The organism is Nonomuraea monospora, from assembly GCF_039531895.1.
Classification (GTDB): Bacteria; Actinomycetota; Actinomycetes; order Streptosporangiales; family Streptosporangiaceae; genus Nonomuraea; species Nonomuraea monospora.
This window is the reverse complement of record NZ_BAAAQX010000015.1, coordinates 25,084-51,246: the sequence shown is the minus strand read 5'-3', so window position 1 is coordinate 51,246 and position 26,163 is coordinate 25,084. Positions and strand designations below refer to the sequence as shown.

Genomic DNA, 26,163 nt, shown 5'->3' with positions numbered 1-26,163 from the left:
GCTCAGCCGCCGGCGGACCCCGCCGACGGCGAGGCGGGCGGCGATGCCGCCACCGGCATGCCGGGGAAGGCCGCCGGCGGATCGGGCTTGAAGCTGTACGCCCGGGTCACCGCCTGCTGCATCGCCACCGCCGCGTGCTCCCGCACCTTCACATCCCGCGCGGACACCAGCTCCAGATAGGCCGCCGCCACCCCGTTCTCCAACCGCACCGCCAGCTTGACGGCCAGCTTGGCGTCGGAGGGGAAGAACGGCAGCGCGTAGGAGGCGTCAGGCTCGGCGGGCCGCCCGCCCCGGGTCGTGATGAGCGTGCGGAGCCGATCGCGCTGCGCCCGGTGCGCGTCGTAGGCCGCGCTCATCCGCCGCCGCACCTCCCCCGAGGTGCGCGCCGCCAGCAGCCCGTACGCGAACACCGCCGCGTGCTCGGCGGCCAGGGCCTTGCGCAGCTTCTCCATGTCGTCGGCAGAGCTCACCGAGAACCTCACAGGGACTTAGGAAGGGCGACGGCGTGGGCGGCCTCGCAGGCCCCGATGCTGGCGATGAGCTGGGCCACTCCGGGCGAGACGCCGCCGAGCTGGCGTGGCCGCGCGGCGGCGGCCTTGCGCTCCAGCTCCCGCAGCCGCGACAGCGACGCCTTGACCGGCGAGGCAGTAGGGGAGGGAGAGGCCGAAGCCGAGGCGGCGGGGACGTACTTGCGCAGCTCGTCCAGATGCGCCTGGTGCCGGTCGCGGAACGGCCCCAGCTTCTCGGCTCCGTCGCTGATCAGCGACGAGTAGAGCGCGATCGTCCGCTCCTTCTCCGCGATGAGCCCCTTGAGCAGCACGGTCTCGGGCGAGTCGGGCGGCGGGGAGGCGGCCGGCCGCGCGGGCCCTGAGTCGCTGCAGCCGGTCAGCCCGGCTGCCCCGCCCGTCAGCAGGGCCCCGCCCGCCAGCAGGACCCGACGGGAGAGCTGACGCGCGCGCACGGACTCGAACCTCCAGGTGTCACCGGCCCGTTGAGGCCTCGGTAGCATCGTACGGCCAGTGCCCGCGATCGCCGTCCGGCGACGCTCCGCCATTCGACCGTGACGAGTGGCGCTCTCTCCGTGCCCTCATACGGATAGGGTGTCAACTGTCGTCGCTGGCTGAGCGGCCAGACGGCGGGAGAGCCAGAGGCGAGGTCCGCCCGGCTGAGACATGACAATAGGGGAGGTCGATATGGGCAGCGCATCACCCCGCGACCACCTGATGAAGCTCCTGGAGCCCGTGGTCAGCGCGGAGGGCCTCGACCTGGAGGACATCACGGTCACCCAGGCAGGCAAGAGACGGCTGTTGCGCGTGATCGTGGATCGTGACGGCGGCGTGAGCCTCGACGACGTGGCCGACGTGAGCCAGGCCGTCTCCACGGCGCTGGACGACGACGACGCGATGGGCCAGGCGGCGTACACGCTGGAGGTGTCCTCGCCGGGCGTCGATCGCCCGCTCACCGAGCCGCGCCATTGGCGGCGTGCCGCCAAGCGGCTGGTGAAGGCGGAGCTGAGAGACGGATCCGTGGTGGAGGGCCGCATCGTGGCCGCCGACGAGAGCGGCGTCGACCTCGACGTCTCGGGCGCGCCGCGCAGGCTTGTTTTCGAGGACCTGACCCGCGGACGGGTGCAGGTGGAATTCCGCCGAATCGACGACGTCGACGGCGACGAAGGCTAAGGGGGAGCCGTCGTGGACATCGACATGAGCGTCCTGCGCAGCCTGGAGCGGGAGAAGGACATCTCCTTCGACCTGGTCGTCAAGGCGATCGAGGACGCGTTGCTGATCGCGTACTTCCGCACCGACGGCGCCGCGTCCAAGGCGCGGGCGGAGCTCGACCGGGGCAGCGGTCACGTCACGATCTGGGCGGCCGAGCTCGACGAGGACGGCGAGGTCGTCAGGGAGTTCGACGACACGCCGAACAACTTCAGCAGGATCGCCGCGACCACCGCCAAGCAGGTCATCCTGCAGCAGTTGCGCGACGCCGAGGACGAGATCAACTTCGGCGAGTTCGCCAGCCGCGAGGGCGAGCTGGTCTCCGGCGTGATCCAGCAGGGCAAGGACCCTCGCGTGGTGCTGGTCGACCTCGGCAAGATCGAGGCCGTGCTGCCGCACGCCGAGCAGGTGCCGGGCGAGGAGTACGTGCACGGCGAGCGCATCCGCGCCTACGTGGTGCAGGTGAAGAAGGGCCACAAGGGCCCGTCCGTCACCCTGTCGCGCACGCACCCCGGGCTGGTCAAGAAGCTGTTCGCGCTGGAGGTGCCGGAGATCGCCGACGGCACCGTGGAGATCGCGGCGGTGGCGCGCGAGGCGGGCCACCGGACGAAGATCGCCGTCAGGTCGCGCAAGCAGGGCGTGAACGCCAAGGGCGCCTGCATCGGCCCGATGGGCTCGCGGGTGCGCAACGTGATGACGGAGCTGCACGGCGAGAAGATCGACATCATCGACTGGTCGGAGGATCCGGGCGAGTTCGTCGGGAATGCGCTGTCGCCGGCGCGCGTTTCCCACGTCGAGGTTCTCGATCTCGACGGCCGGGTCGCGCGGGTGACGGTGCCCGACTACCAGCTCTCGCTGGCGATCGGCAAAGAGGGACAGAACGCCCGGCTGGCCGCGAGGCTCACGGGGTGGCGGATCGACATCCGGCCCGATACACAAGCCGAGGACGCCGCCGGTTCCGTAGATGCGTCAACACGGTAAGCTGGAATATGGTGGCCGAGCGGTCCCACAGCGCACCTGTGTGGGCTGCCGGGCTCGCGAGGCTAAGTCCGAGCTGCTCCGTCTGGTGCGGGTCGAGGGCCAAGTGGTCCCTGACCTGCGCGGACGGCTCCCGGGTCGAGGTGCATCGCTGCACCCGGCCCTGAGCTGTCTGGAGCTTGCCGAGCGGCGCCGAGCGTTCCCGCGCGCGTTCCGCGTGCCGGGGCCGCTTGACAGCTCGCCCGTGCGAGCGCACCTGGAGGGAGACCAAGAAATGTCATGTAGGACGCCGAGTTGATGGGCGGAGTCAGATTGCTATGAGCGCCTGATGAGCACGCGGCGATGAAGACGTCAAGGTAGCGACGGTCCGGACGGCACAGCCAGCCTCCCGGGCCGAGTAAGGGAGTGCAGTGGCGAAGGTCCGGGTATACGAGCTCGCTAAGGAGTTCGGCGTAGAGAGCAAGGTCGTCATGGCCAAGCTCCAAGAGATGGGAGAGTTCGTCCGTTCGGCGTCCTCGACCATCGAAGCGCCGGTGGTCCGCAGGCTCACCGAAGCGCTAGGGGTCTCCAAGGGAGGCTCCTCGAGGGGCGGCGGTCAGTCGTCCAACAAGCCGCAGCCGCCAAGGGCTGCGCCCCGGCCGGCCGAAGGCCAGGCCGGTAACGGTGCCGGGCAGGCACCGGTTCCCGCTCCACCGCGTCCGGGCCCCAAGCCCGGTCCGCGTCCCGGCCCGCAGGGCGGCGGTCAGCAGGGCGGCCAGCAGGGTGGTCAGCAGGGTGGCCAGCAGGGCGGCGGTCAGCCGCGCCCGCCGGTGCCGATGCCGCACCAGCAGCCGCAGCAGGCCCCCGAGGCCGCTCGCGGCGAGACCTCCGGTGCCCCGCAGGCGCGTTTCGAGAGCGGTGCGCCCGCTCGGCCGACCCCTGGCCCGCGTCCTGGCGCGCCCGCCGGTGGCGGTCCGCGTCCCGGTCCAGGCCCCAAGCCCGGCCCGCGTCCCGGCGGCCCCGGTGAGCGTGGCGGCGAGCGCGGTGGTGAGCGCGGCGACCGTGGTGACCGCGCTGAGCGTGGCGACCGCGGCGACCGTGGTGGCGACCGCGGCGGTTCGGCGCACGCGCCGCGTCCCGGCGCGCCCGCCGGTGGCGGTCCGCGTCCCGGCCCCGGTCCGCGGCCTGGTCCGCGTGGTCCGCGTCCGGGCAACAACCCGTTCTCGTCCAACGCCAGCGGCATGGGCCAGTCCCGTCCGCCGCGTCCCGGTGGCAACCGCGAAGGCGGCGGTCCCGGGCAGCGCGAGCGTCGTGACGGCCCGCCGCGCGACGGCGCGATGCCGCGTCCGCCGCAGGGCCGCGGTGGCGACAGGCCCACTCCTGGCCCGCGTCCCGGCCCGCCCTCCGGTGGTGGCCCGCGTCCGGGCCCCGGCGGCGGTGGCGGCGCGGGCGGTCCCCGTCCGGGTGGCCCGCGTCCCAACCCGATGATGATGCCGCAGGGTCGTCCTGCCGGTCCCGGCGGCGGTGGCCGTCCGGGTGGCGGTGGCGGCGGTGGCGGTCGTCCCGGCGGTGGCGGCGGTGGCCGTCCCGGTGGTGGCGGCGGTCGTCCGGGTGGCGGCGGCGGTTTCGCCGGTCGCCCGGGTGGCGGCGGCGCCGGTCCGCGCACCGGCACCGGTGGTCCCGGCGGCGGTGGCGGCGGCGGTGGCTTCGGCGGCCGTCCCGGTGGCGGTGGCCGTGGCCGTGGTGGCGGCACCGCGGGAGCCTTCGGGCGTCCCGGCGGCCGTCCCGCGCGTGGCCGCAAGTCCAAGCGTCAGAGGCGCCAGGAGTTCGACAACATGTCGGCGCCGGCGATCGGCGGTGTGCAGGTCGCCCGTGGCAACGGCGCGACGATCCGCCTGCCGCGCGGCGCGTCGCTGTCCGACTTCGCCGACCGCATCGGCGCGAACCCCGCCTCGCTCGTGCAGATCATGCTGCACCTGGGCGAGATGGTGACCGCGACGCAGTCGGTGAACGAGGAGACGCTGCAGCTTCTCGGCCAGGAGCTCGACTACGACATCCAGGTCGTCAGCCCGGAGGAGGAGGACCGCGAGCTTCTCGAGGCCTTCGACATCGAGTTCGGCGAGGACGAGGGCGACGAGGCCGACCTGGCCGCGCGTCCGCCGGTCGTGACCGTCATGGGTCACGTCGACCACGGTAAGACCAAGCTGCTCGACGCCATCCGCAAGACCAACGTGGTGGCGCGCGAGGCGGGTGGCATCACCCAGCACATCGGTGCTTACCAGGTCGCCGCCGAGCACGAGGGCGAAGAGCGGAAGATCACCTTCATCGACACCCCGGGTCACGAGGCGTTCACCGCCATGCGTGCCCGAGGCGCCAAGTCCACCGACATCGCGGTGCTGGTGGTCGCGGCCGACGACGGTGTGAAGCCGCAGACGATCGAGGCTCTCAACCACGCCCAGGCGGCCGAGGTGCCGATCGTGGTCGCGGTCAACAAGGTCGACAAGGAGGGCGCAGACCCGAACAAGGTCCGTGCCCAGCTCACCGAGTACGGCCTGGTGGCCGAGGAGTACGGTGGCTCGACCCTCTTCGTCGACATCTCGGCGAAGAACGGCACGGGCATCGACAACCTCCTCGAGGCCATCCTGCTGACCGCGGACGCCGAGCTCGACCTGCGGGCCAACCCGACGATGGACGCCCAGGGCATCGCGATCGAGGCGCACCTCGACCGTGGCCGCGGCCCCGTCGCGACCGTCCTGGTCCAGCGCGGCACGCTGCGCGTCGGCGACTCGATCGTGTGTGGCGAGGCCTTCGGCCGCGTCCGCGCGATGCTCGACGACAACGGCGAGCCGGTCGAGGAGGCCACGCCGTCGCGTCCCGTCCTGGTGATGGGTCTGACGGCGGTGCCGAGCGCCGGTGACAACTTCATCGTGGTCACCGACGACCGGATGGCCCGGCAGATCGCCCAGCAGCGCGCGGCGCGCAAGCGCAGCGCCGACATGGCGAAGTCGAGCCGTCGCCGCACCCTCGAAGAGCTGTTCAGCGACCTTGAGAAGGGCCGCGTCGACGAGCTCAAGCTCATCATCAAGGGTGACGTGTCCGGTTCGGTGGAGGCCCTGGAAGACGCCCTGCTCAAGATCGACGTCGGCGACGAGGTCAGGCTCCGTGTCCTGCACCGCGCGGTCGGCGCGATCACCGAGTACGACGTCAACCTGGCCGTCGCCGACGACAACGCGGTCATCATCGGCTTCAACGTCCGGCCCGAGCCCCGGGCGCGCGACCTGGCCGAGCGCGAGGGCGTCGACATCCGCTACTACTCGGTCATCTACCAGGCGATCGAGGAGATCGAAGCGGCGCTCAAGGGCATGCTCAAGCCCGAGTTCGAAGAGGTCCAGATGGGCACCGCCGAAGTCCGCGAGGTCTTCAAGGTGCCGAAGATCGGCAACGTCGCCGGTTCGCTGGTCCGCTCCGGTCTGATCGTCCGCAACAGCAAGGCCAGGGTCATCCGCGACGGCGTCGTCATCGCGGACAACCTGACCGTCTCGTCCCTGCGTCGCTTCAAGGATGACGCGACCGAGGTCCGCGAGGGCTTCGAGTGCGGTATCGGTGTCGGCTACAACGACATCAGGATCGACGACGTGATCGAGACGTTCGAGATGCGGGAGAAGCCGCGCGTGTGACGCGCGGCCGGGCGCCCGGCGGGACATCCGCCGGGCGCCTCTCGCACGCCCGGGCCTGGTCCCCACCGCAGCAGGCCCGGCGTGCTCACACACCCAGGCAAGCGGTGGTGACCAACGATGTATGTGGGTGCTCTGACCCTGGACATCCTGCTCGGCGACGTCAGATCGCTGAAGCAGAAGCGCTCTGTCGTACGGCCGCTGATCGCCGAGTTGCAGCGCCGTTATCCCAGCATCGCGGTGGCTGAGACCGGCCATCTCGACCTGCATCGCAGAGCGGAGGTCGGCGTGGCGGTTGTCTCCGCCTCTGCGGGTAACTGCAAGGAGGTGCTGGACGCCTGCGAGCGCATGGTGGCCTTCCGCCCCGAGATCGAGCTCCTGTCGGCCCGGCACCGGCTCTACAACGATGAAGAAGATTGAACGACTGCACGGCCAGGTCGTGCGTGAGGGGGAGCGAACATGGTGGATGCAGCACGAGCACGCAAGCTCGCCGACCGCATCCAGCAGATCGTCGCCGAGATGCTGGAGCGCCGGATCAAGGATCCGCGTCTGGGCTTCGTCACCGTGACCGACACGCGCATCACCGCTGACCTGCGTGACGCCACGGTGTTCTACACGGTGTTCGGCTCCGATGCCGAGCGGGCCGACAGCGCCGCCGCCCTCGAAAGCGCCAAGGGGATCATCCGCTCCGAGGTGGGCCGCCAGACCGGGGTGCGGTTCGCCCCGACGCTGACGTTCAAGCACGACCCGCTGCCCGACAGCGCCCGGCACCTCGACGAGCTGATCAACGCCGCCAGGGCGCGGGACGCCGAGGTGGCGCGGCAGGCCGAGGCCGCCTCCTACGCCGGGGAGGCCGACCCCTACCGCAAGCCCGACGACGAGGAAGACGCCGAGGTGAGCAGGGACGATCAGGCGTGACGCCCGACGTACGCGACAGGACCGACCGCCCGGCGAACCTCGGGCGGCTTCCCGGCGAGGGCTGCCCGATCCCCGATTCTTCGTGGGATCGGGCGCTGCGGCTGATCGGCCAGGCCGACGAGGTCGCGCTGGCCTGCCACGTGAACCCCGACGGCGACGCGCTCGGGTCGATGCTGGCCGTGGCGTTCGTGCTGCGCTCGATGGGCAAGCGGGTGGTGGCCTCCTTCGGTGACCGGATCTTCGCGGTGCCGAGGCTGCTGGGGTTCCTGCCGGGGCAGGAGATGCTGGTGCCGCCGGAGGAGTACCCTGCGGCGCCCGACCTGATGATCGTGTTCGACTGCTCGACGTTCGAGCGGGTGGGGCTGCTGGGCGCCAACGCCGCCTCGGCGCGCGAGGTGATCGTCGTCGACCACCACCCGTCCAACACCGGGTTCGGCACGCTCGACCTCATCGACGCCGACGCGGCGGCCACGGCCATGCTGGCCGAGCAGCTCGTCTACCGGCTCGGCGGCCGGCTCGACCGCGACATCGCCACCTGCCTGTACGCGGGGCTGGTGACCGACACCGGGTCGTTCCGCTACTCCTCGACCACGCCCGCCGTGCACCAGATGGCCGCCAGGCTGGTGGCGACCGGGCTGCGTACCGACGAGATCGCCCGCGAGCTGTGGGACCGTTCCCCGTTCGGCTACCTCAAGGTGCTGGCGAACGCGCTGGAGCGGGTGACGCTGGAGGGCCGGCTGGTGTGGACGTACGTCTCGCGGGTCGACCGGGCCGCGTACGGGCTGCCGTACTCCGAGCTGGAAGGCATCATCGACATCGTGCGCCGCGCCGACGAGGCCGAGGTGGCGGTCGTGCTCAAGGAGGACGACCACGGCGACTGGCAGGTCTCGACCCGGTCCAAGGGCACGATCGACGTGGCCGCGGTGTGCGCGGCACTCGGCGGCGGCGGCCATCACAACGCGGCGGGCTACACCTCGTACGAGACCGTGGAGGAGACCATGGCGAAGTTCCGGCGCGAGCTGCGGAGGGTTTCCTGAATGGCCGAGAGCGGTCTGATCATCGTCGACAAGCCGGCGGACTGGACCTCCCACGACGTGGTGGCCAAGATGCGGCGCATCGCGGGCACCCGCCGGGTGGGCCACGCGGGCACGCTCGACCCGATGGCGACGGGCGTGCTGGTGGTCGGCGTGGAGAAGGCGACCAGGCTGCTGGGGCACCTGACGCTGACGGAGAAGGTGTACGAGACCACCATCCGGCTCGGCGTGAGCACCAACACCGACGACGCCGAGGGCGAGGTCGTCGCCACGGCTTCGGCGTCGGAGGTCACGGCGGCGGAGATCGCCAAGGGCGTGGCCGCGCTGACCGGTGAGATCATGCAGGTCCCGCCGCAGGTCAGCGCGATCAAGGTGAACGGCGAGCGGGCCTACAAGAAGGCCCGCGCGGGCGAGGAGGTCGCGCTGGCGGCCAGGCCCGTCACGGTGCGGCAGTTCGACGTGCTCGGCGTCAGGCACGGCGGCGACGTCGTGGACGTGGACGCGGTCGTGACCTGCTCCAGCGGCACCTACATCCGCTCCCTGGCCCGCGACCTGGGCGCCGGGCTCGGCGTGGGCGGCCATCTGACGATGCTGCGGCGCACCCGGGTGGGGCCGTACGACCTGTCGCTGGCCAGGAGCATCGAGCAGCTCGCGGGGGAGTGCGTGATCCTGCCCATCGGCGAGGCGGTTGCGGCGGCGTTCCCGCGCCGCGACGTCACGGCCGACGAGGCCCGCGTCATCGGGCACGGCGGGCGGCTGCCCTCCGTGGGGCTCGGCAAGGGGCCGATCGGGGTCTTCGGCCCGGAGGGCGAGCTGCTGGCGCTGGTCGAGGAGCAGGGCCGGGTGGCCAAGCCCCTCGCGGTGTTCGTCGGGTAGGGGGTGCGGGCGCGTCACTCGTCCGACGGCTCTGTCGAGGCGAGTGAGCGTGCGTCTAGTCGGCTGCCGACAGACGCACCGCCCGGGCCGCGACGAGTGCGATGAGCGCGACGAGGACGATGGAGACGATCTCCCGGAGCTGGTCGGGGCTGTATCCGGCGTGGAACCCGATGACCAGCACGAGAACGATGACGATCACCGGCTGTGGAGCCCGGGACGCCGGTGATGACCGCTGTGTGCTCATGGTTGTGTATCACCCTTTCCGGTATGCGAGTCGCAGGAGGAGTGTCACCGCCGGGCGCCGCTCGTAAAGATGGCGGGGCCCTGTTGGCAATTGCCACTTGGCGGTGCCCGGCATCTTCGGCAGGAAGACCGGGGATAAGGGGGGCATCGCCGATCCTCGGGGTGACATGTGCCCACATCGAACCTGACGCTGCGCAGACGTCAGCTTGCGAGCCAGTTACGCAAGATGCGGCAGGAAGCCGGGATGACCATCGAAGAGGTCGCCGGTCGGCTGCCGGCCAGCGCCACCAAGATCAGCCGCATGGAGAACGGGCGGCGCGGGGCCAGCCCGCGCGACATCCGGAACCTGAGCGAGATCTACGGCGTCGATGACGAGCGCGTGGTGGACACGCTGATCGCCCTGGCGTCGGAGTCGCGGTACCAGGGGCTGCGGCAGGAGTTCGGGGATCTCGGGCACGCCGTCATGTACACGCACATGGACATCGAGGCTGCGGCGTTCGCGATCACCGAGGTGCAGATCTCCTACCTGCCCGCGCTGCTGCAGGTCGAGGAGTACGCCCGCTCGCTCATCCGGGGGATCCAGCCGGGGCTGGCCACGGAGATGCTCGAACGGCGGGTGCAGGCCCGGATGAAGCGCCGCGCGCGGCTGTGGGAGGAGCCCGCGCTGCCGTACTGCGCCCTTGTGGACGAGGCGGCGCTGCGCAGGGAGGTGGGCGGCACGCGCGTCATGCGCCGGCAGCTCGACCACCTGCTGCGCATGACGGCGGAGCGCCGGGTGACGCTGCAGGTGATGCCGTTCTGCGGCGGCGCCTACAGGGGGATGGACGGCTCGTTCATGTTGTACGAGATGCACGAGCCGATGCCGACCCCGGTCGTCTTCGTCGAGGCCATGGACTCGGTCGAGTACCTGGAGAAACCCGCCACAGTCGCGATCTATCGTGACGCGATCAAGGATCTGAAGAAGGTCGCGCTGTCCCCTGCGGCCTCGGCGCGGCTCATCGACCAGTATGCTTCACGCAGAGTAGCCATCTGACTGCGGAGGAGCATCGTGGACCTTGCCTGGCAGCGCGCGTGCAACGGCGGCAACTGCGTGGAGGTGGCCATGCACGAGGGGCGCGTCAAGGTCAGGGACAGTAAGGGGGGAGACGACGGCCCGATCCTCGACTTCAGCCGCGAGGAGTGGAGCCGCTTCCTGGAGACGGTGCGGGCTTACGGGCCACGATGATGTCGCGGACGATCGCCTGATCCACCCAGTGCTCGAAGTCCGGGTACTCCAGCACCTCCAGCCCCGCGTCCGTGAGGATCCTGCCCAGCTCCGCGCTCTTGCCGCCGTAGGTGTTCCAGGAGATCCCCATCGCCCCGCCGGGCCGCAGCAGCTCGGCCCAGCCGGGCACGGCCTTGGCCAGCAGCTCCAGCGGGCTGCGTGACAGCCCGCCGCCGCCCTTGCTGCCGTGCTGGACGCCGTAGGGCGCGTCGGTCACCAGCAGGTCGAACGAGCGGGGCTTGAAGAACTCGCGGCTGCGCAGCGTGTCGGCGTTCACCACGGCCAGGTGCTGGACGTCGCCCGCCTTGACGGCCTCCTTCGACAGGCCGAAGGTGACGTTGAGCCGCCGCCCGGCCAGCGCCCGGTCGCGGCGCACCGGCACGGTCTCGGCGGTGTGCTTGAGCCGCTTGTTGCGCAGCCAGGTCTTGATGAAGCCGCTGTAGGCCTCGAAGTCCTTGCCGTCCACGTCGATGCCGTAGGCGTCGTAGCCGTACATGAGAGCCTGGTTGAGGGTGGTGCCACGGCCGCAGAGCGGGTCGAAGACCTGCAGCCCGTCGCTCAGGCCCTTCTCGCCCGCCAGCGCGGTGACGTTGAGCAGCAGCTTGGTGAAGTGCTCGTTGGTCTTGCCGGCGTACTTCTGGATGGTGAGCAGGTCGCTGCTCAGCCGGTCGCGCGGGCTCATGGTGAGGGGCCTGAGCAGGTCGCCCTCGACGCCGAACACCGCGTAGACGGACGACAGGTTCGACAGCAGCCGCACGTCGGGTTCGCTCAGCGGGCGGGCGGTCTCGAACGTCACGTAAGGGACGCCGCCGATGCGGGTCTCCTCGCTGTCCAGGACGTCGCCGTCGAGGGCGCGCGTGCTGAAGACGGCCAGCTCGGCGCGGGTCAGCCGGATGGAGCTCTCGCCGTAGACCCGGTTGAAGGCAGGCAGGATCAGAAGCGCGTAACGAGGCATGATGCCCGATGATAACCCCCTCGATTGGAGGGAAGGGCGCGGCGCATGGCAGGCTTGTACGGGTTGATCCGGGGACAAGCGAATGGGGCCTAGCGTGCAGGGTTCGGAGAGGTCTGTCGTCACCATCGGCGTGTACGACGGGGTCCACCGCGGGCACCAGCGGGTGGTCGAGCGCACGGTCGCCGTCGCCAGGGAGCGGGGCCTGCGCAGTGTGGCCGTGACGTTCGAGCCGCATCCGGAGGAGGTGGTGCGGCCCGGGTCGCATCCGTTCCGGCTGAGCAACGCGCGGCGCAGGAGCGAGCTGCTGGTGGAGCTGGGCGTGGACGAGGTCGACGTGCTGGAGTTCACGCTGGGGCTGTCACGCACGCCGCCGGAGGAGTTCGCGCACAGCGTGCTGGCCGAGCGGCTGCGGGCGGCGGTCGTGGTGGTGGGGGAGAACTTCGCGTTCGGCCAGGGCGCCAAGGGCGATGTCGAGACTTTGCGGACGCTGGGCGAGATGTACGGCTTCGAGGTGGAGGCCGTGCCGCTCCTCGACGGCGTCTCCTCCAGCTCGATCCGCGACCTGCTGGTGGACGGCGACGTGGCGCGGGCCAGGGAGTGGCTCGGCCGGCCGCACCGCGTGGAGGGCGTGGTCGTCCGCGGCTACCAGCGCGGACGCCAGCTCGGCTTCCCCACCGCGAACGTCGAGACCCCGCAGTACACCGCGATCCCGGCCGACGGCGTCTACGCGGGCTGGATGGAGTGCGTCCCGGTGGCCAACCTGCCCGCCGTCTACGCGGGTGAGCGCTGGCCGGCCGCGATCTCGGTGGGCACGAACCCGACGTTCGAGGGGGTGCCGCGCACGGTCGAGGCGTACGCGCTGGACCGGGACGACCTGGAGCTGTACGGGGTGCACGTGGCGGTGGAGTTCGCGGCGCGGCTGCGCGGGAACACGCGGTTCGAGTCCATCGACGCGCTGATCGCCCAGATCCACGCCGACGTGGACGCCACCCGCCGGGTCACGCGCTGAGAGCCGGCGGGCAGGCCCGTTTCGCGTGCGTCCGTGCATCGGACATGAGGTGGTAACCTTGCATGTCGGCTCTGTAGCGGTGGCGCTGCGCGCTGCCCATGAAGGCCTTCACGCGGCGACTGTAGGCACGCACGGTCGTTCGCGCTTCCATCTCATTCGCGCGTGTCCGTAGATCGAAGGAGAGCCGTGTCCCTCGACACCGCTGCCAAGAAGACCATCATCACTGAGTACGCGACGGCCGAAGGCGACACCGGTTCGCCCGAGGTGCAGATCGCGCTGCTCAGCAAGCGCATCAGCGAGCTGACCGAGCACCTGAAGACGCACAAGCACGACCACCACAGCCGTCGTGGTCTGCTGCTGCTCGTGGGTCGCCGGCGCCGCCTGCTGAAGTACCTGCAGAAGGTCGACATCCAGCGCTACCGTTCGCTCATCGAGCGGCTCGGTCTGCGCCGATAGCGTGAAAAGGGAGCGGCGTCCGCGCCGCTCCCTTCTCATATGGGGTAGGACCCCATACGGTCGGACGCGTGGCGGCGTGAATCGCCCCCGCGCCTGACGTACAACTGAAGATCCGAGACACAGCCCCCGCGTCCGTTCAGCACCATGCGACCCGCGACGCCTGCGGGCCGGTCCTCGGTAGTGGCTTCCGGTAAGAACGCACTTGACCGGGCGCTTCGATCGAAGACCGGCGCTGCACCTAACGAGGGTGCCGGTGAGAAGAGGGCGCGGGTGACCGACCACAAGGAGGTCCCCCGTGGAGGGTGTCCACACTGCTGAAGCCGTCATAGACAACGGCTCATTCGGCACGCGCACGATCCGGTTCGAGACCGGTCGTCTCGCGCGCCAGGCGGCGGGCTCCGCCGTCGCCTATCTCGACAACGACACGATGGTGCTCTCGGCGACCACCGCCTCGAAGACGCCGAAGGAACAGTTCGACTTCTTCCCGCTGACGGTGGACGTCGAGGAGCGCATGTACGCCGCGGGCCGCATCCCCGGCTCGTTCTTCCGCCGTGAGGGCCGTCCCTCCGAGGACGCCATCCTCACCTGCCGCCTGATCGACCGGCCGCTGCGCCCGTCGTTCGTCAAGGGCCTGCGCAACGAGGTCCAGGTCGTCGCCACGGTCATGGCGCTCAACCCCGACCACCTCTACGACGTGGTCGCGATCAACGCCGCGTCGCTGTCCACCCAGCTCGCCGGGCTGCCCTTCTCGGGCCCGATCGGCGGCGTCCGGGTGGCGCTGATCGACGGCCAGTGGGTGGCCTTCCCGACGCACCCCGAGCTGGAGCGCGCCACGTTCGACATGGTCGTCGCGGGGCGGGTGCTGGAGGACGGCGACGTCGCGATCATGATGGTCGAGGCCGAGTCCACCAAGGACACGCTGAAGCTGGTCGCCGAGGGCGCCGTCGCGCCCACCGAGGAGACGGTCGCGCAGGGCCTCGACGCCGCCAAGCCGTTCATCAAGGTGCTGTGCGAGGCGCAGTCGCGCATCGCGCGGGTCGCGGCCAAGGAGACGGCCGAATACCCGGTCTTCCTCGAATACCAGGAGGACGTCTACGCCGCCGTCGAGGCCGCGATCAAGACGGAGCTGGCCGCCGCGCTGACCATCGCCGGCAAGCAGGAGCGCGAGAACGAGCTGGAGAAGGTCAAGGCGCTGGCCGCCGAGAAGCTCCTGCCCGAGTTCGAGGGCCGCGAGAAGGAGATCTCCGCCGCGTTCCGCTCGGTCATGAAGAAGCTCATGCGCGCGCGGGTCGTCAACGAGGGCGTCCGCATCGACGGCCGCGGCACCAAGGACATCCGCGCCCTGTCGGCCGAGGTCCACGTGGTGCCCCGGGTGCACGGCTCGGCGCTGTTCGAGCGCGGCGAGACCCAGATCATGGGCATCACCACGCTGAACATGCTGCGCATGGAGCAGGTCATCGACACGCTCAACCCCGAGCGGACCAAGCGCTACATGCACAACTACAACTTCCCGCCCTACTCCACCGGTGAGACCGGCCGGGTGGGCTCGCCCAAGCGCCGCGAGATCGGTCACGGCGCGCTGGCCGAGCGGGCGCTGATCCCCGTGCTGCCCACGCGCGAGGAGTTCCCGTACGCGATCCGGCAGGTCTCCGAGGCCCTCGGCTCCAACGGCTCCACCTCGATGGGCTCGGTCTGCGCCTCCACGATGGCGCTGCTCGACGCCGGTGTGCCGCTCAAGGAGATGGTCGCGGGCATCGCGATGGGCCTGATCGGCGAGGGCGACACCTACGTCACCCTGACCGACATCCTCGGCGCCGAGGACGCCATGGGCGACATGGACTTCAAGGTCGCCGGCACCAAGGACGTCATCACCGCCCTGCAGCTCGACACCAAGCTCGACGGCATCCCCGCCAGCGTGCTGGCCGGCGCGCTCAAGCAGGCCAAGGGCGCCCGCCTGGCGATCCTCGACGTGATGCAGGAGGCCATCGACTCCCCGGCGGAGATGAACCCGACGGCGCCGCGCATCATCACCATCAAGGTCCCTGTCGACAAGATCGGCGAGGTCATCGGCCCGAAGGGCAAGATGATCAACCAGATCCAGGACGACACGGGCGCCGAGATCACCATCGAGGACGACGGCACGATCTACATCGGCGCCACCGACGGGCCCGCCGCCGAGGCCGCCCGCTCGGCGATCAACGCCATCGCCAACCCGCACATGCCGGAGGTCGGCGAGCGTTACCTGGGCACGGTCGTCAAGATCGCCGCCTTCGGCGCGTTCATCTCGCTCATGCCCGGCAAGGACGGCCTGCTGCACGTCTCCCAGATCCGCAAGCTGCACGGCGGCAAGCGGATCGAGAACGTCGAGGACGTCATGAGCGTCGGCGAGAAGATCCAGGTCGAGATCGCCGAGATCGACGGCCGCGGCAAGCTCTCGCTGGTGCCGGTCGAGGTCATCGAGAAGGAGGCCGCCGAGAAGGCCGCTTCCGGCGACGCGACCCCGGCCGAGTCCGGCGACCAGCCGGAGTCCGCCGCCCCCGCCGGCGACGACAAAGGCGAGCGGCCCCGCCGCACCCGCACCCGCGTGCGCACCCGCGGCTCCGAGGGAGACGACCGGAACTCGTGACGACGACCACGCTGCACCCCGGCAAGGACGGAGCCGGGGTGGTAAGGCGCACCGTCCTCCCGGGTGGGCTGCGCGTGGTGACCGAGACCATGCCGACCGTGCGAAGCGTCGCGGTCGGCATGTGGGTCGGCATCGGCTCGCGTGATGAGGCCCCCGAGCACATGGGGGCCACCCATTTCCTCGAACACCTGCTGTTCAAGGGCACGCCCACACGCGACGCGATGGAGATCTCCGCCTCGATCGAGGGCATCGGCGGTGAGATCAACGCCTTCACCGCCAAGGAGTACACCTGCTACTACGCGCGGGTGCTCGACGAGGACCTGCCGATCGCGGTGGACGTCCTCGCCGACGTCGTGACCAGCTCGCTGGTGACCGAGCAGGACGTCGAGTCCGAGCGGGGCGTGATCCTGGAAGAGATCGCCATGCACGACGACGACCCGTCCGACGTGGTGCACGAGCAGTTCGCGGCGGCGCTGTACGGCGACTCGCCGATCGGCCGGCCCATCCTGGGCACGGTCGACTCGATCAACGCGCTGGCGCGGGAGCGGATCGCCGAGTACTACCGGTCCTACTACCGGCCTCGCACCACGGTCGTGTCCGTCGCGGGCAACGTCCGGCATGAAGCGGTCGTCGAGCTGGTGACCAGGGCGTACGAGCGGGCGGGCATGCTGAGCGGCCCCGCCGAGTTCGCGCCGCCGCGCACCAGCGGCCCCGGCGCCGCGACACGTTCCGGCGTCGCGGTGCTCGACCGGCCGACCGAGCAGGCCAACCTGGTGCTCGGCACGACCGGCCTGGCCCGTACCGACGACCGCAGGTTCGCGCTCGGCGTGCTTAACGCGGCGCTGGGCGGCGGCATGTCGTCCAGGCTCTTCCAGGAGATCAGGGAGAAGCGCGGCCTGGCCTACTCGGCCTACAGCTACACCTCGGCCTACGCCGACACCGGGCAGTTCGGCATCTACGTGGGCTGCCTGCCGTCGAAGATCGACGACGTGCTCAAGATCTGCCGGGACGAGGTGTCCAGGGTGGTGGCCGAGGGCCTGAGCGCCGACGAGATCATGCGCGGCAAGGGGCAGATGCGCGGCGGGCTCGTGCTGGGCCTGGAGGACACCGGCTCGCGCATGTCCCGCATCGGCAAGAACGAGCTGGTCTACGACGAGCTCATGTCGGTGGACGAGGTGCTGGCCCGCATCGAGGCCGTCACCCCGGACGAGATCTCCGAGGTGGCGCACGACGTGCTCAACCGGCCGCTCACGCTGGCCGTGATCGGCCCGTACGGCGACAAGGACTTCTCCGACGCCGTTCGATAGGGTCTCCCTGTGATCAGGGTAGGTGTGCTCGGCGCCCAGGGGCGCGTGGGCGTCGAGGTGTGCAAGGCGGTCGAGGCGGCCACCGACATGGAGTTGGTGGCCGCGCTCGACAAGGACGACCCCATCGAGGGGCTCGAAGGCGCCGAGGTGGTGGTCGACTTCACCCATCCCGATGTGGTGATGGGCAACCTCGAATGGATGATCGGCCACGGCATCCGTCCGGTGGTGGGCACGACGGGGTTCGACGAGGGGCGCCTGGAGAGCGTGCGCGGCTGGCTGGCGGCCAACCCGGGCACGAGCTGCCTGATCGCGCCCAACTTCGGCATCGCGGCCGTCCTCATGATGCACTTCGCGCAGCAGGCGGCCCGTTACTTCGAGTCCGTCGAGATCGTGGAGCTGCACCACCCCAACAAGGCCGACGCGCCGTCCGGCACGGCCCGGCGCACGGCCGAGCTGGTGTCCGAGGCGCGCGCCAAGGCGGGCCTGGCCGCGATGCCCGACGCGACGAGCACCGCGCTCGACGGGGCTCGCGGCGCCGACGTGGGCGGCGTGCACGTGCACGCGGTGCGCCTGTCCGGGCTGATCGCGCACCAGGAGGTGCTGCTCGGCGGCGACGGCGAGACCCTCACGATCAGGCACGACACGATGAGCAGGGCGGCGTTCACCCCGGGCGTGCTGCTCGGCGTGCGCAGGGTGCGCGAGCTGCCCGGCCTCACGGTCGGCCTGGAGCCGCTGCTCGACCTGTGAGACGCACACGACGTGCCCACACCCCGAGGGCGTGGGCACGTCGTGAGGAGAGGGTCCCGGCTCCGCACAGCCGGGCCTACGATCATCAACCCTAATACGGGCGGCGAGATCCGCCTGAACCATGAGATCGTGTCGCCATGGTGCGATGGGCGCGCGAGAGCGAGCTGCCCGGGCTGGTCGCGATCGAGCTGGCCGCCGACGGGCTCTTCGAACAGGTGGGCATCGTCTTCCCGCCGGGCACGACGCAGATCGAGGAGGTCGGAGACCCTGACGTGGTGCTCGTCGAGGGCGAGCCGCCGGCCGGGTTCGCGCTGATCGGCTGGGTGGACGGCAACCTGCACCTCGAACAGCTCGCCGTGCGTCCCGGCGACATGCGCCAGGGCATCGGCGGGCGGCTGATGGCCGCCGTGCTCGACCACGCCAGGGCCGCGGGCGCTCCCCGGGTGACGCTGACGACCTTCCGCGACGTGCCATGGAACGCGCCGTGGTACGAGCGGCACGGCTTCTTCAGGATGCCCGAGGCGCAGTGGGGGCCGCAGTTGCGCGACCTCGTGCGGCAGGAGCGCGACCTGGGGATCGAGGTTGCCCCCCGCGTCGTCATGCACCGCGTCCCCTGACCTATTTCCCCCTCCGACGGGTGGGTTTGACCGGCGATGCCACCAGCGAATACTCTCATGAGCCAGTTGGATGATTCCGGTAGACACTGCAGCTAGGCGGGTTGCCGGTAGGCGTGAAATGAGGATCCCCCGGTGGCCGAACTGCCCCTCTCCCGGCGTTCACTCCTGCGGGCCGCCGCGCTCGTCGCGGCGCTCCCCGCACTCGCGACCGCCTGCGGCTCCGACGACCCCGCCACGCCCACCGCCCAGGGCGGCGGCGCCCTGGACACGCTGCGGGTCGCCCTCCCGTCCTCCATCGGCTCGCTCGACGCGGCCAAGGAGGCGGGCATCATGAACTACGTGGTCGCCCTCCTCGTCCAGGAGGCCCTGGTCGGCGTCGGGCAGGACGGCAGCCTCCAGCCCTCCCTGGCCGAGTCGTGGGCCAGGAAGGACGCGACCACCTACGTCTACAAGATCCGCTCCGGCGTGAGGTTCTCCGACGGCGCGCCGCTGACCGCCGCCGACGTCGTCGCCAGCCTGAACCTGCACGCCAAGAAGGGCTCCACCACCGCGTTCGCCTACGCCTACGCCAACGTCAAGAGCGTCGAGACCACCGCCGACGCCGAGGTCACGATCAAGCTCAAGGAGCCGGATGCGTCCTTCGCCTGGACGCCCTCCCCTGGCACGCTGCTGGTGACCAGCGAGAAGTTCATCGAGGCCACCGGCGAGCGCATCGGCACGCCGGAGGGCAAGCTGCTCGGGACGGGGCCGTACAAGGTGGCGGAGTTCGCCCCCGACTCGCACGTCACGCTGCAGCGCAACGACGCCTGGTGGGGCGGCAAGGCGCCGTTCGCGCAGATCAGGATCGACTTCATCCCCGAGGAGTCCACCCGGCTGCTGGCCATGCGCGGCGACTCCGTGGACGTCGCGCTCAACGTGCCCGCCGAGCAGCTCGACCAGTGGCAGGCCATCCCCGACGTGCAGGTCAAGACCGCGGGCGACCGGTCGCTGGTCACGCTCGCGTTCAACACCGCCAAGAAGCCGTGGGACGACGTGCACGTCCGCAAGGCCGTCGCGCACGCCGTCGACAGGGAAGGCATCGTCAAGAGCGTCCTGCGCGGGCACGGCAAGGTCGCCGCCACCATCCCCGACCCCGCGCAGTGGGGCGGCGTGCTCGACTCCGCCGCCGTCACCGACCTGTACTCGGCCATCCCCCAGTACGGCTTCGACCTCGCCGAGGCCAAGGCCGAGCTGGCCAGGTCGGCCACCCCGCAGGGCTTCTCCGACGTGCTCACCTACCCCGGCAGCGGCCCTCAGCTCGGCCGCGCCGCCCTCACCCTGGCCGAGAACCTCAAGGGCATCGGCATCGACCTGGAGGTCAAGGAGGTCCCGCTGGAGCAGTGGATCGCCGACCTCGGCAAGCACGCGTCCGGCATCTACCTGGGCTGGTACTTCGCCACCACCGGCGACCCCGCCGAGTACACCCAGCAGCTCCTGCACGGCGGCGCCACCGGCGAGAACGGCACGAACATCGCCGAGTACGACGACGCCGAGGTCACCCGGCTGCTCGACGAGGCGAAGGCGAGCACCGACGAGGCCGCCAGGGGCGAGCTGCTGGGCCAGGCTCTGGTGAAGGCGGCGGCCGACGTGCCGTACCAGCCGCTGTGGTGGGGCGAGGCGGCCACCGCGTTCGGCAAGGCCGTCACCGCCGGCGAGTTCGGGCCCTACTTCTTCGTCGGCCCGTGGGCCGCGAAGACGACCACCCGATGACGCGCGACCCCCTGGAGGTGCACGCGGCGCTGGCCGGGCTGCGCTACCCCGAGTCCGTCGCGCTGCACCCGGACGGCGACCGCGTGGCCTGCGTGATCGAGGGCGTGGCGCACGTGGCCCCCCTTGACGGCACGCTGACCGCGCTTCCCGGTGGCGAGCACGCGCTGACCCGGTGGCTGCCCGACGGGCGGCTGCTGCTCGCGTCCGGCTCGAACGAGGTACAAGTGCTGGACGCCGGCCTGCGGCCCGTCTGGCGGGCCGAGGTGGACGGCGAGATCGAGGACCTGATCCCCGCGCCCGACGGCACGCTGCTCATCCGCCACGCCGACCACGGCAGCGAACGCGACGGCAGCCACCTCGGCCTGCGCGTGCACGACCCCGGCGACCCGTTCGTCAGAACCCCCGGGGGACGCCTGCGCCGCCTGTCCTGGACGCACGTCGGCGACGACCGGCTCAGGGAGATCGAGCTGCCCGGCCTGACCGTGTGGGACGCCGACTGGCGCGACGGCCGCGCGCTCGCCGTCACCTCCGCCGACGAGACCCCCGCCGGTTTCTACCGCCCCCGTCTCGACCTCGCCGACGCTCGCACCGGCGAGGTCAGATCGCTCTACCAGGCCCCCTGGCAACTCAGCCGCCCCCGCCTCGCGCCGGGCGGCAGGGCCGCGGTCGTGGTCGAGGGCCTGTCCATCGTCTCCGGCCGCGTCATGCACGCCGACCTGGTGACGGGCGACGTCCGCCCGATCCCCGACCTGGACGACGTCACCGACCTCGGCTGGCTGGACGAGCGCACCCTGTGGTTCACCGGCTGGTCGGGCACCGGCGTGCACGGCGGCGTCATCGAGGACGGCCGCGTCACGAGCCGCTGGACCGCGTGGGGCACGCTGGGCGGGCGCGACGGCCAGCCCTCGTTGTCCGTTGCGGGACGGCTGGCCGCCGCCACCTGGGAGACCGCCGGGCAGCCGCCCGAGCTCGCCGTCGCCGCGCTGGACACCGGCGACTGGCGCCCGATCACCGCGCTCAACGCCGAACTGGCGCCGCTGGCCGTGCACCAGGAGGAGATCACCTGGTCGGGACACGACGGCCTGCCCGTCTCCGGCCTCCTCCTGCGCGCCGACCCGGACCGTACGGGGCCGCTGGTGGTCATCGCGCACGGCGGCCCCACCTGGCTGTGGTCCAGCTCGTTCGCGCCCGCCGAGTCCAACCAGCTCGCCCTGCCGCTCGCGCACGCGGGCGCGACCGTGCTGCTGCCCAACCCGCGTGGCAGCAGCGGGCGCGGCCAGGCGTACGCGCGGGCCGTCATCGGCCTGGTCGGCGACGCCGACCTCACCGACGTCCTGCGGGGGGTGGACCACCTGGTCGCGACCGGCGTCGCCGACCCCGCCCACCTGTCGGTCATGGGCCTCAGCTACGGCGGCTACCTGACCGCCTGGGCCGTCACCCGCACCGGCCGCTTCCGCGCCGCCGTCGTCATGTCGGGCGTGAGCGACTGGCTGAGCTTCGCCACCGCCAGCAACCTGGCGGGCGGCTTCGACCCGCTCTACCACGCGGGCGCCGACCCCGCGACGCCCGAGGGCAGGGAGAGCCTGGCCGCCCGCTCGCCCGTCTACCACGCCGCCCAGGCCGCCACGCCGACCCTCATCCTGCACGGCGACCAGGACAGGACCACGCCGCTCGGCCAGGCGGAACAGCTCTACCGCGCCTGGTCCGCCGCCGGCGTACGCACTGAGCTGGTCGTCTACCCTCGGGAGGGGCACGAGCTGGTCGAGCCCGCGCACCGGGCCGACGCCGCGCGGCGGGTGATCCACTGGCTGGGGGTGTCGTGAGTTTCCTGCTGCGCAGGCTCGCGGGCACCGCCGTCGTCGTGCTGCTGCTGTCGATCGGCGTGTTCTGCCTGCTGTACCTGGCCCCCGGATCCATCCAGCAGACCCTGCTCGGCACCCGCCCCGCCACCGCCGAGACCATCGCCGCCATCCAGGCCCGCTACCACCTCGACGACCCCGCCGCCGTCCAGTACCTGCGCTGGCTCGGCGGCGTGCTCGGCGGCGACCTGGGCACCTCCATCAGGACCGGCGCGCCCGTCGCCGACATGCTCGGCCAGCGGCTGCCGCTCACGCTCGGCCTGGTCGGCTACGGCACCCTGCTGGCCGCGCTGGCCGGGCTGCCGCTCGGGGTGCTCGGGGCGGTGCGGCGCGGCCGGATCGCCGACCGGCTCGCCGTCACCGCCGGCGTCGTCGGGCTGAGCGCGCCGCCGTTCGCGGTCGGGCTGCTGCTGCTCGTGGTGTTCGCGCTGTGGCTCGGCTGGTTCCCCGTCTACGGCACCGGCGGCCTGTGGCACCTCACGCTGCCCGCCGCCGCGCTGGCGGCCGGCGCGGTGGGCATGCTCGTCAGGTTCAGCAGGGCCGCGCTGGTGCGCGAGCTGGAGCAGGACTACGTCGTCTTCGCCCGCGCCCGCGGGCTCAGCGGGCCGCTCGTGCTGTACTACGCCGCCCGCAACTCGCTGGTGCCCGTGCTCACCGCCACCGGCCTGGTCGTCACCGGCATGCTGGCCGGGACCGTGCTGGTGGAGGTCACGTTCGCGCTGCCGGGCATGGGGTCGCTGCTGGTCGACTCGGTGACGTTCAAGGACGTGCCCGTCGTGCAGGCGCTCGCGCTGCTGCTCACCCTGCTCATCGCCGCCGTCAACCTGCTGGTGGACGTCGGCTACTCGCTCGTCGATCCCCGGGTACGGCTATGAGGCGGCCACCGTACGCCGCGCTGGCCGTGCTCGCGGTCGTCGGCATCGCGGCGGCGTTCTCGCCCTGGCTCGTGCCCGGCGCCACCGCCCAGGACCTCATGACCGGCATCACCGGGCCAGGCCCAGGGCACCCGCTCGGCACCGACGACCTCGGCCGCGACGTGCTGCAACTACTGGTCGCCGGAGCCCGCACCGCCGTGCCAGGCGCGCTCGCCGTGGCCGCCGGCTCGATGCTCATCGGCAACCTCGCCGGGCTCGCCGCCGGATACTTCGGCGGCTGGGTCGACACCCTGGCCATGCGCTGGGCCGACCTGATGTTCTCGCTGCCCGCGCTGCTCGTCGCGATCGTCGTGGCGGGCGTGCTCGGCGGCGGGTACGCGCTGGCCATCGCCGTCCTGGTGGTGCTGTTCGCGCCCACGGACACGCGGGCCGTGCGCGGCGCCGTACTGGAGCAGCGCCACCGCCCCTACGTCGAGGCCGCCCTGCTCAAGAACCTCTCCTCCTGGCGGATCATGACCAGGCACATCTGGCCCAACATCGCCTCCGTCAGCCTCGCGGGGGCGTTCGTGAACTTCGCGTACGCGCTGGTCTCGCTGGCCTCCCTGTCGTTCCTCGGCCTCGGCGTGCCCGCCGGGTCGCCGGACTGGGGGCGGACGCTGGCCGACAACCGCACGCAACTGCTGGCCAACCCGTGGGCCGTGATCGCCCCCGGCCTGGCCGTGATCGCCACCGCCGTCGCGCTCAACGTCGTGGGCGACTGGCTGCACGAGCGCGTCGAGCGGCGCGGAAGGGCACGCTGACATGCTGAGCGCCAACGGCCTGACCGTCCGGCAGCCCGCGACCGGGCGCACCCTGCTGTCCGGCGTGTCCTTCGAGGCCGCGCCGGGCGAGTCGGTGGCCATCGTGGGCGAGTCCGGCTCGGGCAAGTCGCTGACCGTGCGGGCGCTGCTCGGGCTGCTGCCCGCCGGGCTGGAGTCGTCCGGCGAGGTGCGCGTGGACGGGCACCGCGTGGACGACGACCCCCGGACCCTGCGCGGGCTGCGCGGCGGCACCGTGTCCCTGCTCATGCAGGACCCGTTCACGCTGCTCAACCCGCTGCGCAAGGCGGGCAGGCAGATCGCCGACGGCCTGCCGCGGGGCGCCGACCGCACGGCCGAGGTGACCAGGCTGCTCGCCGAGGTCGGGCTCGGGGCCGAGGTGGCGGGGCGGTACCCGTTCCAGCTCTCCGGCGGCATGCGGCAGCGCGTCGGGCTCGCGGCGGCGCTCGCGGCCGGGCCCCGCGTCCTCGTCGCCGACGAGCCCACCACCGCGCTGGACGCCACCACCCAGCGGGAGGTGCTGGCGCTCATCCGGCGCGTGCAGCGGGACAGGGACATGACGTTCCTGCTGATCACGCACGATCTGCGGGTGGCGTTCTCGATGTGCGACCGGGTCGTGGTGATGTACGCGGGGCGGGTGGTGGAGGCCGGCACGGCGGCGGAGCTGCGGGCCCGGCCGCGGCACCCGTACACGCGGGCGCTGCTGGCCGCCGAGCCGCCCGCCGACCGGCGCCTGGCGGTGCTGCCCTCGGTGCCGGGGTCCGTGCCGGCGCACGACGCGGTGGCGGGGCGGTGCGGGTTCGCCGACCGGTGCGCGCACGCCGACTCCCGGTGCCTGGCGGGCACCCCCGAGCTGAAAGCCGCCCCCGCCCCCGAGCCCGCCCCCGAGCCCGCGCCTTCGTCCCCGCCTGCACGAGGCCTCTGGTTGACCGCCTGCGTGCGCGCCGATGAGCTGCCCGTCCCGGCCCCGCCCCCACCGGCCGTGACCGCCCCCGTACGGGCGCCCGCCGACGCGATCCTCGACGTCCGCGACCTGCGCAAAACGTACCGGGGAGCGACCAGACCGGCGCTCAACGGAGTGAGCCTGACCGTCGCCCCCGGCGAGATCGTGGCCGTCGTAGGAGAGTCGGGATCGGGCAAGACCACGCTGGCCCGCTGCGTGACCGGCCTGGAAAACCCGGACTCCGGCACGATCCTGCTCGGCGGCGAGGACTGCTCCGACTACACCCGGATGTCCCGCCAGGCGGTCCGCCGCGCCCGCCGTACAGCACAAATGATCTTCCAGGACCCGTACTCCACCCTCAACCCCGCCCGCACCGTCCGCGCCACCCTCAAGGAGGCGCTGGAGGCCGACGGCCGCCCGCCCGACGTGGCCGCACTGCTGGAACTGGTGGGCCTCGACCCCGCGCTGGCCGCGATGCGCCCCGCGGGCCTGTCGGGCGGCGAGCGGCAGCGGGTGGCCATCGCCCGCGCCGTCGCGGGCGAGCCGCGGCTGCTGGTCTGCGACGAGCCCGTCTCGGCGCTGGACGTGTCGGTGCAGGCCCAGGTGCTCACCCTGCTCGCCGGGCTGCGCGAGCGGCTGTCGATGGGCCTGCTGTTCATCACCCACGACCTGGCCGTGGTGCGCCAGCTCGCCGACCGGCTCTACGTGCTGCGGGCCGGCGAGTGCGTGGAGAGCGGCGAGGTCGGGCAGGTGCTCGACGACCCCGCGCACCCCTACACGCGCGACCTGCTGGCCAGCGTGCCCGACGGCTCGCGCGCCTGGCCCTAGTCCTCTGAGAAGGAGATCAGCGTCAGCACCCGGCAGCCCGCCCCGCCGGTGACGTAGACGTGGTCCAGCTCGGCCGCGAACCGCACCGCGTCGCCCTCGCCCAGCCGCACCGTCCACGCGTCGGTCTCCACGCTCACCTCGCCCGCGACGACGTACGCGTGCTCGATCGAGCCGCGCCCGTGCGCGCTCTTGGCGCTGCGCGTCATCGGCGGCAGATCACCCTCGGCCAGCTCGAAGCGCCGCCGGTCGGCCGCCGCGAACAGGCTGCGCACCGTCGTGTCGCCGACCACCTCGGTGGCGCCTTCGCCGCGCCTGATCACCTCGGGCTCCAGCAGGTGCGTCCTGGTCAGCTCGGCGAACGTCAGCTCCAGCGCGCCCGCCAGCCTGGTCAGCACCTCGATCGTCGGATTGGCCACGCCCCGCTCGATCTGCGAGATGAGCGCCTTACTCACCCCCGTCAGCTCGGCCAGCTCCCGCACGCTGTGGCCGCGCGCCAGGCGGGTGCGCCGCAGGTTGCCGGCGATCGCCCCCCTGACCCCCGCGCCCGGCCCCGGGGTCACCGCCAGGACGGGGCTCTTCTCGTGCCGCACGTGGTCAGGTTCCTTCCTCGGGTCGCTCACTCCATGATGCCCGTACGGCCCTCGGCCGGGCCGTCCACCCCTTGAGACGCGGCAGCGCGGACGAGGCCCGCAG

The 26,163-nt window shown here is 71.8% G+C and carries 26 protein-coding genes; 21 read left to right on the top strand and 5 right to left on the bottom strand.

The genetic code is table 11. The annotated features are described in order from the left end of the window. Positions 1 to 2 precede the first annotated feature (2 nt). Both ABD331_RS27595 and ABD331_RS27590 read right to left on the bottom strand, forming a co-directional pair. Entirely contained in the window at positions 3 to 470 is a 468-nt protein-coding gene (locus ABD331_RS27595) for a ferritin-like domain-containing protein (RefSeq protein WP_344480494.1), read from the bottom strand. Between the two features lie 8 nt (positions 471 to 478). Next, complete coding sequence (locus ABD331_RS27590; RefSeq protein ID WP_344480492.1) at positions 479 to 961, bottom strand: hypothetical protein; 483 nt, start codon at positions 959 to 961, stop codon at positions 479 to 481. Positions 962 to 1,193: 232 nt separating this feature from the next. Here ABD331_RS27590 and rimP point away from each other — a divergent pair, with 232 nt between their 5' ends. The 8 genes from rimP (at position 1,194) to truB (ending at position 9,174) form a co-directional block, all read left to right on the top strand. Continuing rightward, complete coding sequence (gene rimP / locus ABD331_RS27585; RefSeq protein WP_344480489.1) at positions 1,194 to 1,679, top strand: ribosome maturation factor RimP; 486 nt, start codon at positions 1,194 to 1,196, stop codon at positions 1,677 to 1,679. Positions 1,680 to 1,691: 12 nt separating this feature from the next. Beyond that, positions 1,692 to 2,696 carry a transcription termination factor NusA gene (nusA, locus tag ABD331_RS27580; protein WP_344480486.1) on the top strand — a complete coding sequence of 335 codons (1,005 nt, stop codon included), beginning with the start codon at positions 1,692 to 1,694 and terminating at the stop codon, positions 2,694 to 2,696. Next, positions 2,680 to 2,991, top strand: a complete 312-nt coding sequence (locus tag ABD331_RS27575) for a YlxR family protein (protein WP_344480483.1) — start codon at positions 2,680 to 2,682, stop codon at positions 2,989 to 2,991. Before nusA ends, ABD331_RS27575 begins: the two co-directional genes overlap by 17 nt. Positions 2,992 to 3,163: 172 nt before the next feature. After that, positions 3,164 to 6,349, top strand: coding sequence for a translation initiation factor IF-2 (gene infB / locus ABD331_RS27570; protein ID WP_425566057.1), 3,186 nt, complete (start codon positions 3,164 to 3,166; stop codon positions 6,347 to 6,349). Between the two features lie 117 nt (positions 6,350 to 6,466). Next, entirely contained in the window at positions 6,467 to 6,766 is a 300-nt protein-coding gene (locus ABD331_RS27565; RefSeq protein WP_344480477.1) for a DUF503 domain-containing protein, read from the top strand. A 39-nt stretch (positions 6,767 to 6,805) separates the two neighbouring features. After that, entirely contained in the window at positions 6,806 to 7,264 is a 459-nt protein-coding gene (gene rbfA / locus ABD331_RS27560) for a 30S ribosome-binding factor RbfA (protein WP_344480474.1), read from the top strand. Next, positions 7,261 to 8,301, top strand: a complete 1,041-nt coding sequence (locus ABD331_RS27555) for a DHH family phosphoesterase (RefSeq protein WP_344480471.1) — start codon at positions 7,261 to 7,263, stop codon at positions 8,299 to 8,301. Before rbfA ends, ABD331_RS27555 begins: the two co-directional genes overlap by 4 nt. Then, complete coding sequence (gene truB, locus ABD331_RS27550; RefSeq protein ID WP_344480468.1) at positions 8,302 to 9,174, top strand: tRNA pseudouridine(55) synthase TruB; 873 nt, start codon at positions 8,302 to 8,304, stop codon at positions 9,172 to 9,174. It abuts the gene before it with no gap. Positions 9,175 to 9,229: 55 nt separating this feature from the next. Here truB and ABD331_RS27545 read toward each other — a convergent pair whose 3' ends face one another. Then, positions 9,230 to 9,418 (bottom strand): hypothetical protein, encoded by a 189-nt coding sequence (locus ABD331_RS27545; RefSeq protein ID WP_344480465.1) that lies wholly within the window; start codon positions 9,416 to 9,418, stop codon positions 9,230 to 9,232. A gap of 168 nt (positions 9,419 to 9,586) precedes the next feature. On the opposite strand from ABD331_RS27545, the gene ABD331_RS27540 reads away from it, so the two are divergent. Together ABD331_RS27540 and ABD331_RS27535 are read left to right on the top strand one after the other, a co-directional pair. Then, positions 9,587 to 10,450 (top strand): helix-turn-helix domain-containing protein, encoded by an 864-nt coding sequence (locus ABD331_RS27540; RefSeq protein ID WP_344480462.1) that lies wholly within the window; start codon positions 9,587 to 9,589, stop codon positions 10,448 to 10,450. A 15-nt stretch (positions 10,451 to 10,465) separates the two neighbouring features. Beyond that, positions 10,466 to 10,642: a DUF397 domain-containing protein gene (locus ABD331_RS27535; protein ID WP_344480459.1), complete on the top strand. Its 177-nt coding sequence runs from the start codon at positions 10,466 to 10,468 to the stop codon at positions 10,640 to 10,642. On the opposite strand, the gene ABD331_RS27530 is transcribed toward ABD331_RS27535, so the two are convergent. Then, a complete protein-coding gene (locus tag ABD331_RS27530; protein ID WP_344480456.1) occupies positions 10,584 to 11,636 on the bottom strand; it encodes a TRM11 family SAM-dependent methyltransferase in 1,053 nt (350 codons plus the stop codon). The genes ABD331_RS27535 and ABD331_RS27530 overlap by 59 nt on opposite strands. Positions 11,637 to 11,718: 82 nt before the next feature. Between ABD331_RS27530 and ABD331_RS27525 the strand changes: the two genes are divergently transcribed. The 11 genes from ABD331_RS27525 (at position 11,719) to ABD331_RS27475 (ending at position 25,470) form a co-directional block, all read left to right on the top strand. Beyond that, on the top strand, positions 11,719 to 12,645 hold the full coding sequence (locus ABD331_RS27525; protein ID WP_344480453.1) for a bifunctional riboflavin kinase/FAD synthetase: 927 nt from the start codon (positions 11,719 to 11,721) through the stop codon (positions 12,643 to 12,645). 186 nt (positions 12,646 to 12,831) lie between these two features. Further along, positions 12,832 to 13,101 carry a 30S ribosomal protein S15 gene (gene rpsO / locus ABD331_RS27520; protein ID WP_344480450.1) on the top strand — a complete coding sequence of 90 codons (270 nt, stop codon included), beginning with the start codon at positions 12,832 to 12,834 and terminating at the stop codon, positions 13,099 to 13,101. 295 nt (positions 13,102 to 13,396) lie between these two features. After that, a complete protein-coding gene (locus tag ABD331_RS27515) occupies positions 13,397 to 15,727 on the top strand; it encodes a polyribonucleotide nucleotidyltransferase (RefSeq protein WP_344480447.1) in 2,331 nt (776 codons plus the stop codon). Continuing rightward, complete coding sequence (locus ABD331_RS27510) at positions 15,724 to 17,034, top strand: M16 family metallopeptidase (protein ID WP_344480444.1); 1,311 nt, start codon at positions 15,724 to 15,726, stop codon at positions 17,032 to 17,034. The genes ABD331_RS27515 and ABD331_RS27510 overlap by 4 nt, the downstream gene beginning before the upstream one ends. A 9-nt stretch (positions 17,035 to 17,043) precedes the next feature. Next, on the top strand, positions 17,044 to 17,781 hold the full coding sequence (dapB, locus tag ABD331_RS27505) for a 4-hydroxy-tetrahydrodipicolinate reductase (RefSeq protein WP_344480441.1): 738 nt from the start codon (positions 17,044 to 17,046) through the stop codon (positions 17,779 to 17,781). Between the two features lie 137 nt (positions 17,782 to 17,918). Continuing rightward, entirely contained in the window at positions 17,919 to 18,398 is a 480-nt protein-coding gene (locus tag ABD331_RS27500; RefSeq protein ID WP_344480438.1) for a GNAT family N-acetyltransferase, read from the top strand. A gap of 132 nt (positions 18,399 to 18,530) precedes the next feature. Beyond that, entirely contained in the window at positions 18,531 to 20,147 is a 1,617-nt protein-coding gene (locus ABD331_RS27495; protein ID WP_344480435.1) for an ABC transporter substrate-binding protein, read from the top strand. Continuing rightward, on the top strand, positions 20,144 to 21,970 hold the full coding sequence (locus ABD331_RS27490; RefSeq protein ID WP_344480432.1) for an alpha/beta hydrolase family protein: 1,827 nt from the start codon (positions 20,144 to 20,146) through the stop codon (positions 21,968 to 21,970). Before ABD331_RS27495 ends, ABD331_RS27490 begins: the two co-directional genes overlap by 4 nt. Next, positions 21,967 to 22,881: an ABC transporter permease gene (locus tag ABD331_RS27485; protein ID WP_344480429.1), complete on the top strand. Its 915-nt coding sequence runs from the start codon at positions 21,967 to 21,969 to the stop codon at positions 22,879 to 22,881. Before ABD331_RS27490 ends, ABD331_RS27485 begins: the two co-directional genes overlap by 4 nt. Continuing rightward, on the top strand, positions 22,878 to 23,681 hold the full coding sequence (locus tag ABD331_RS27480) for an ABC transporter permease (protein ID WP_344480426.1): 804 nt from the start codon (positions 22,878 to 22,880) through the stop codon (positions 23,679 to 23,681). The genes ABD331_RS27485 and ABD331_RS27480 overlap by 4 nt, the downstream gene beginning before the upstream one ends. Position 23,682: 1 nt before the next feature. Next, a complete protein-coding gene (locus ABD331_RS27475; RefSeq protein WP_344480423.1) occupies positions 23,683 to 25,470 on the top strand; it encodes an ABC transporter ATP-binding protein in 1,788 nt (595 codons plus the stop codon). On the opposite strand, the gene ABD331_RS27470 is transcribed toward ABD331_RS27475, so the two are convergent. After that, entirely contained in the window at positions 25,467 to 26,060 is a 594-nt protein-coding gene (locus tag ABD331_RS27470) for a helix-turn-helix domain-containing protein (protein ID WP_344480420.1), read from the bottom strand. The two genes, ABD331_RS27475 and ABD331_RS27470, sit on opposite strands and share 4 nt — an antisense overlap. Positions 26,061 to 26,163: the final 103 nt, after the last annotated feature.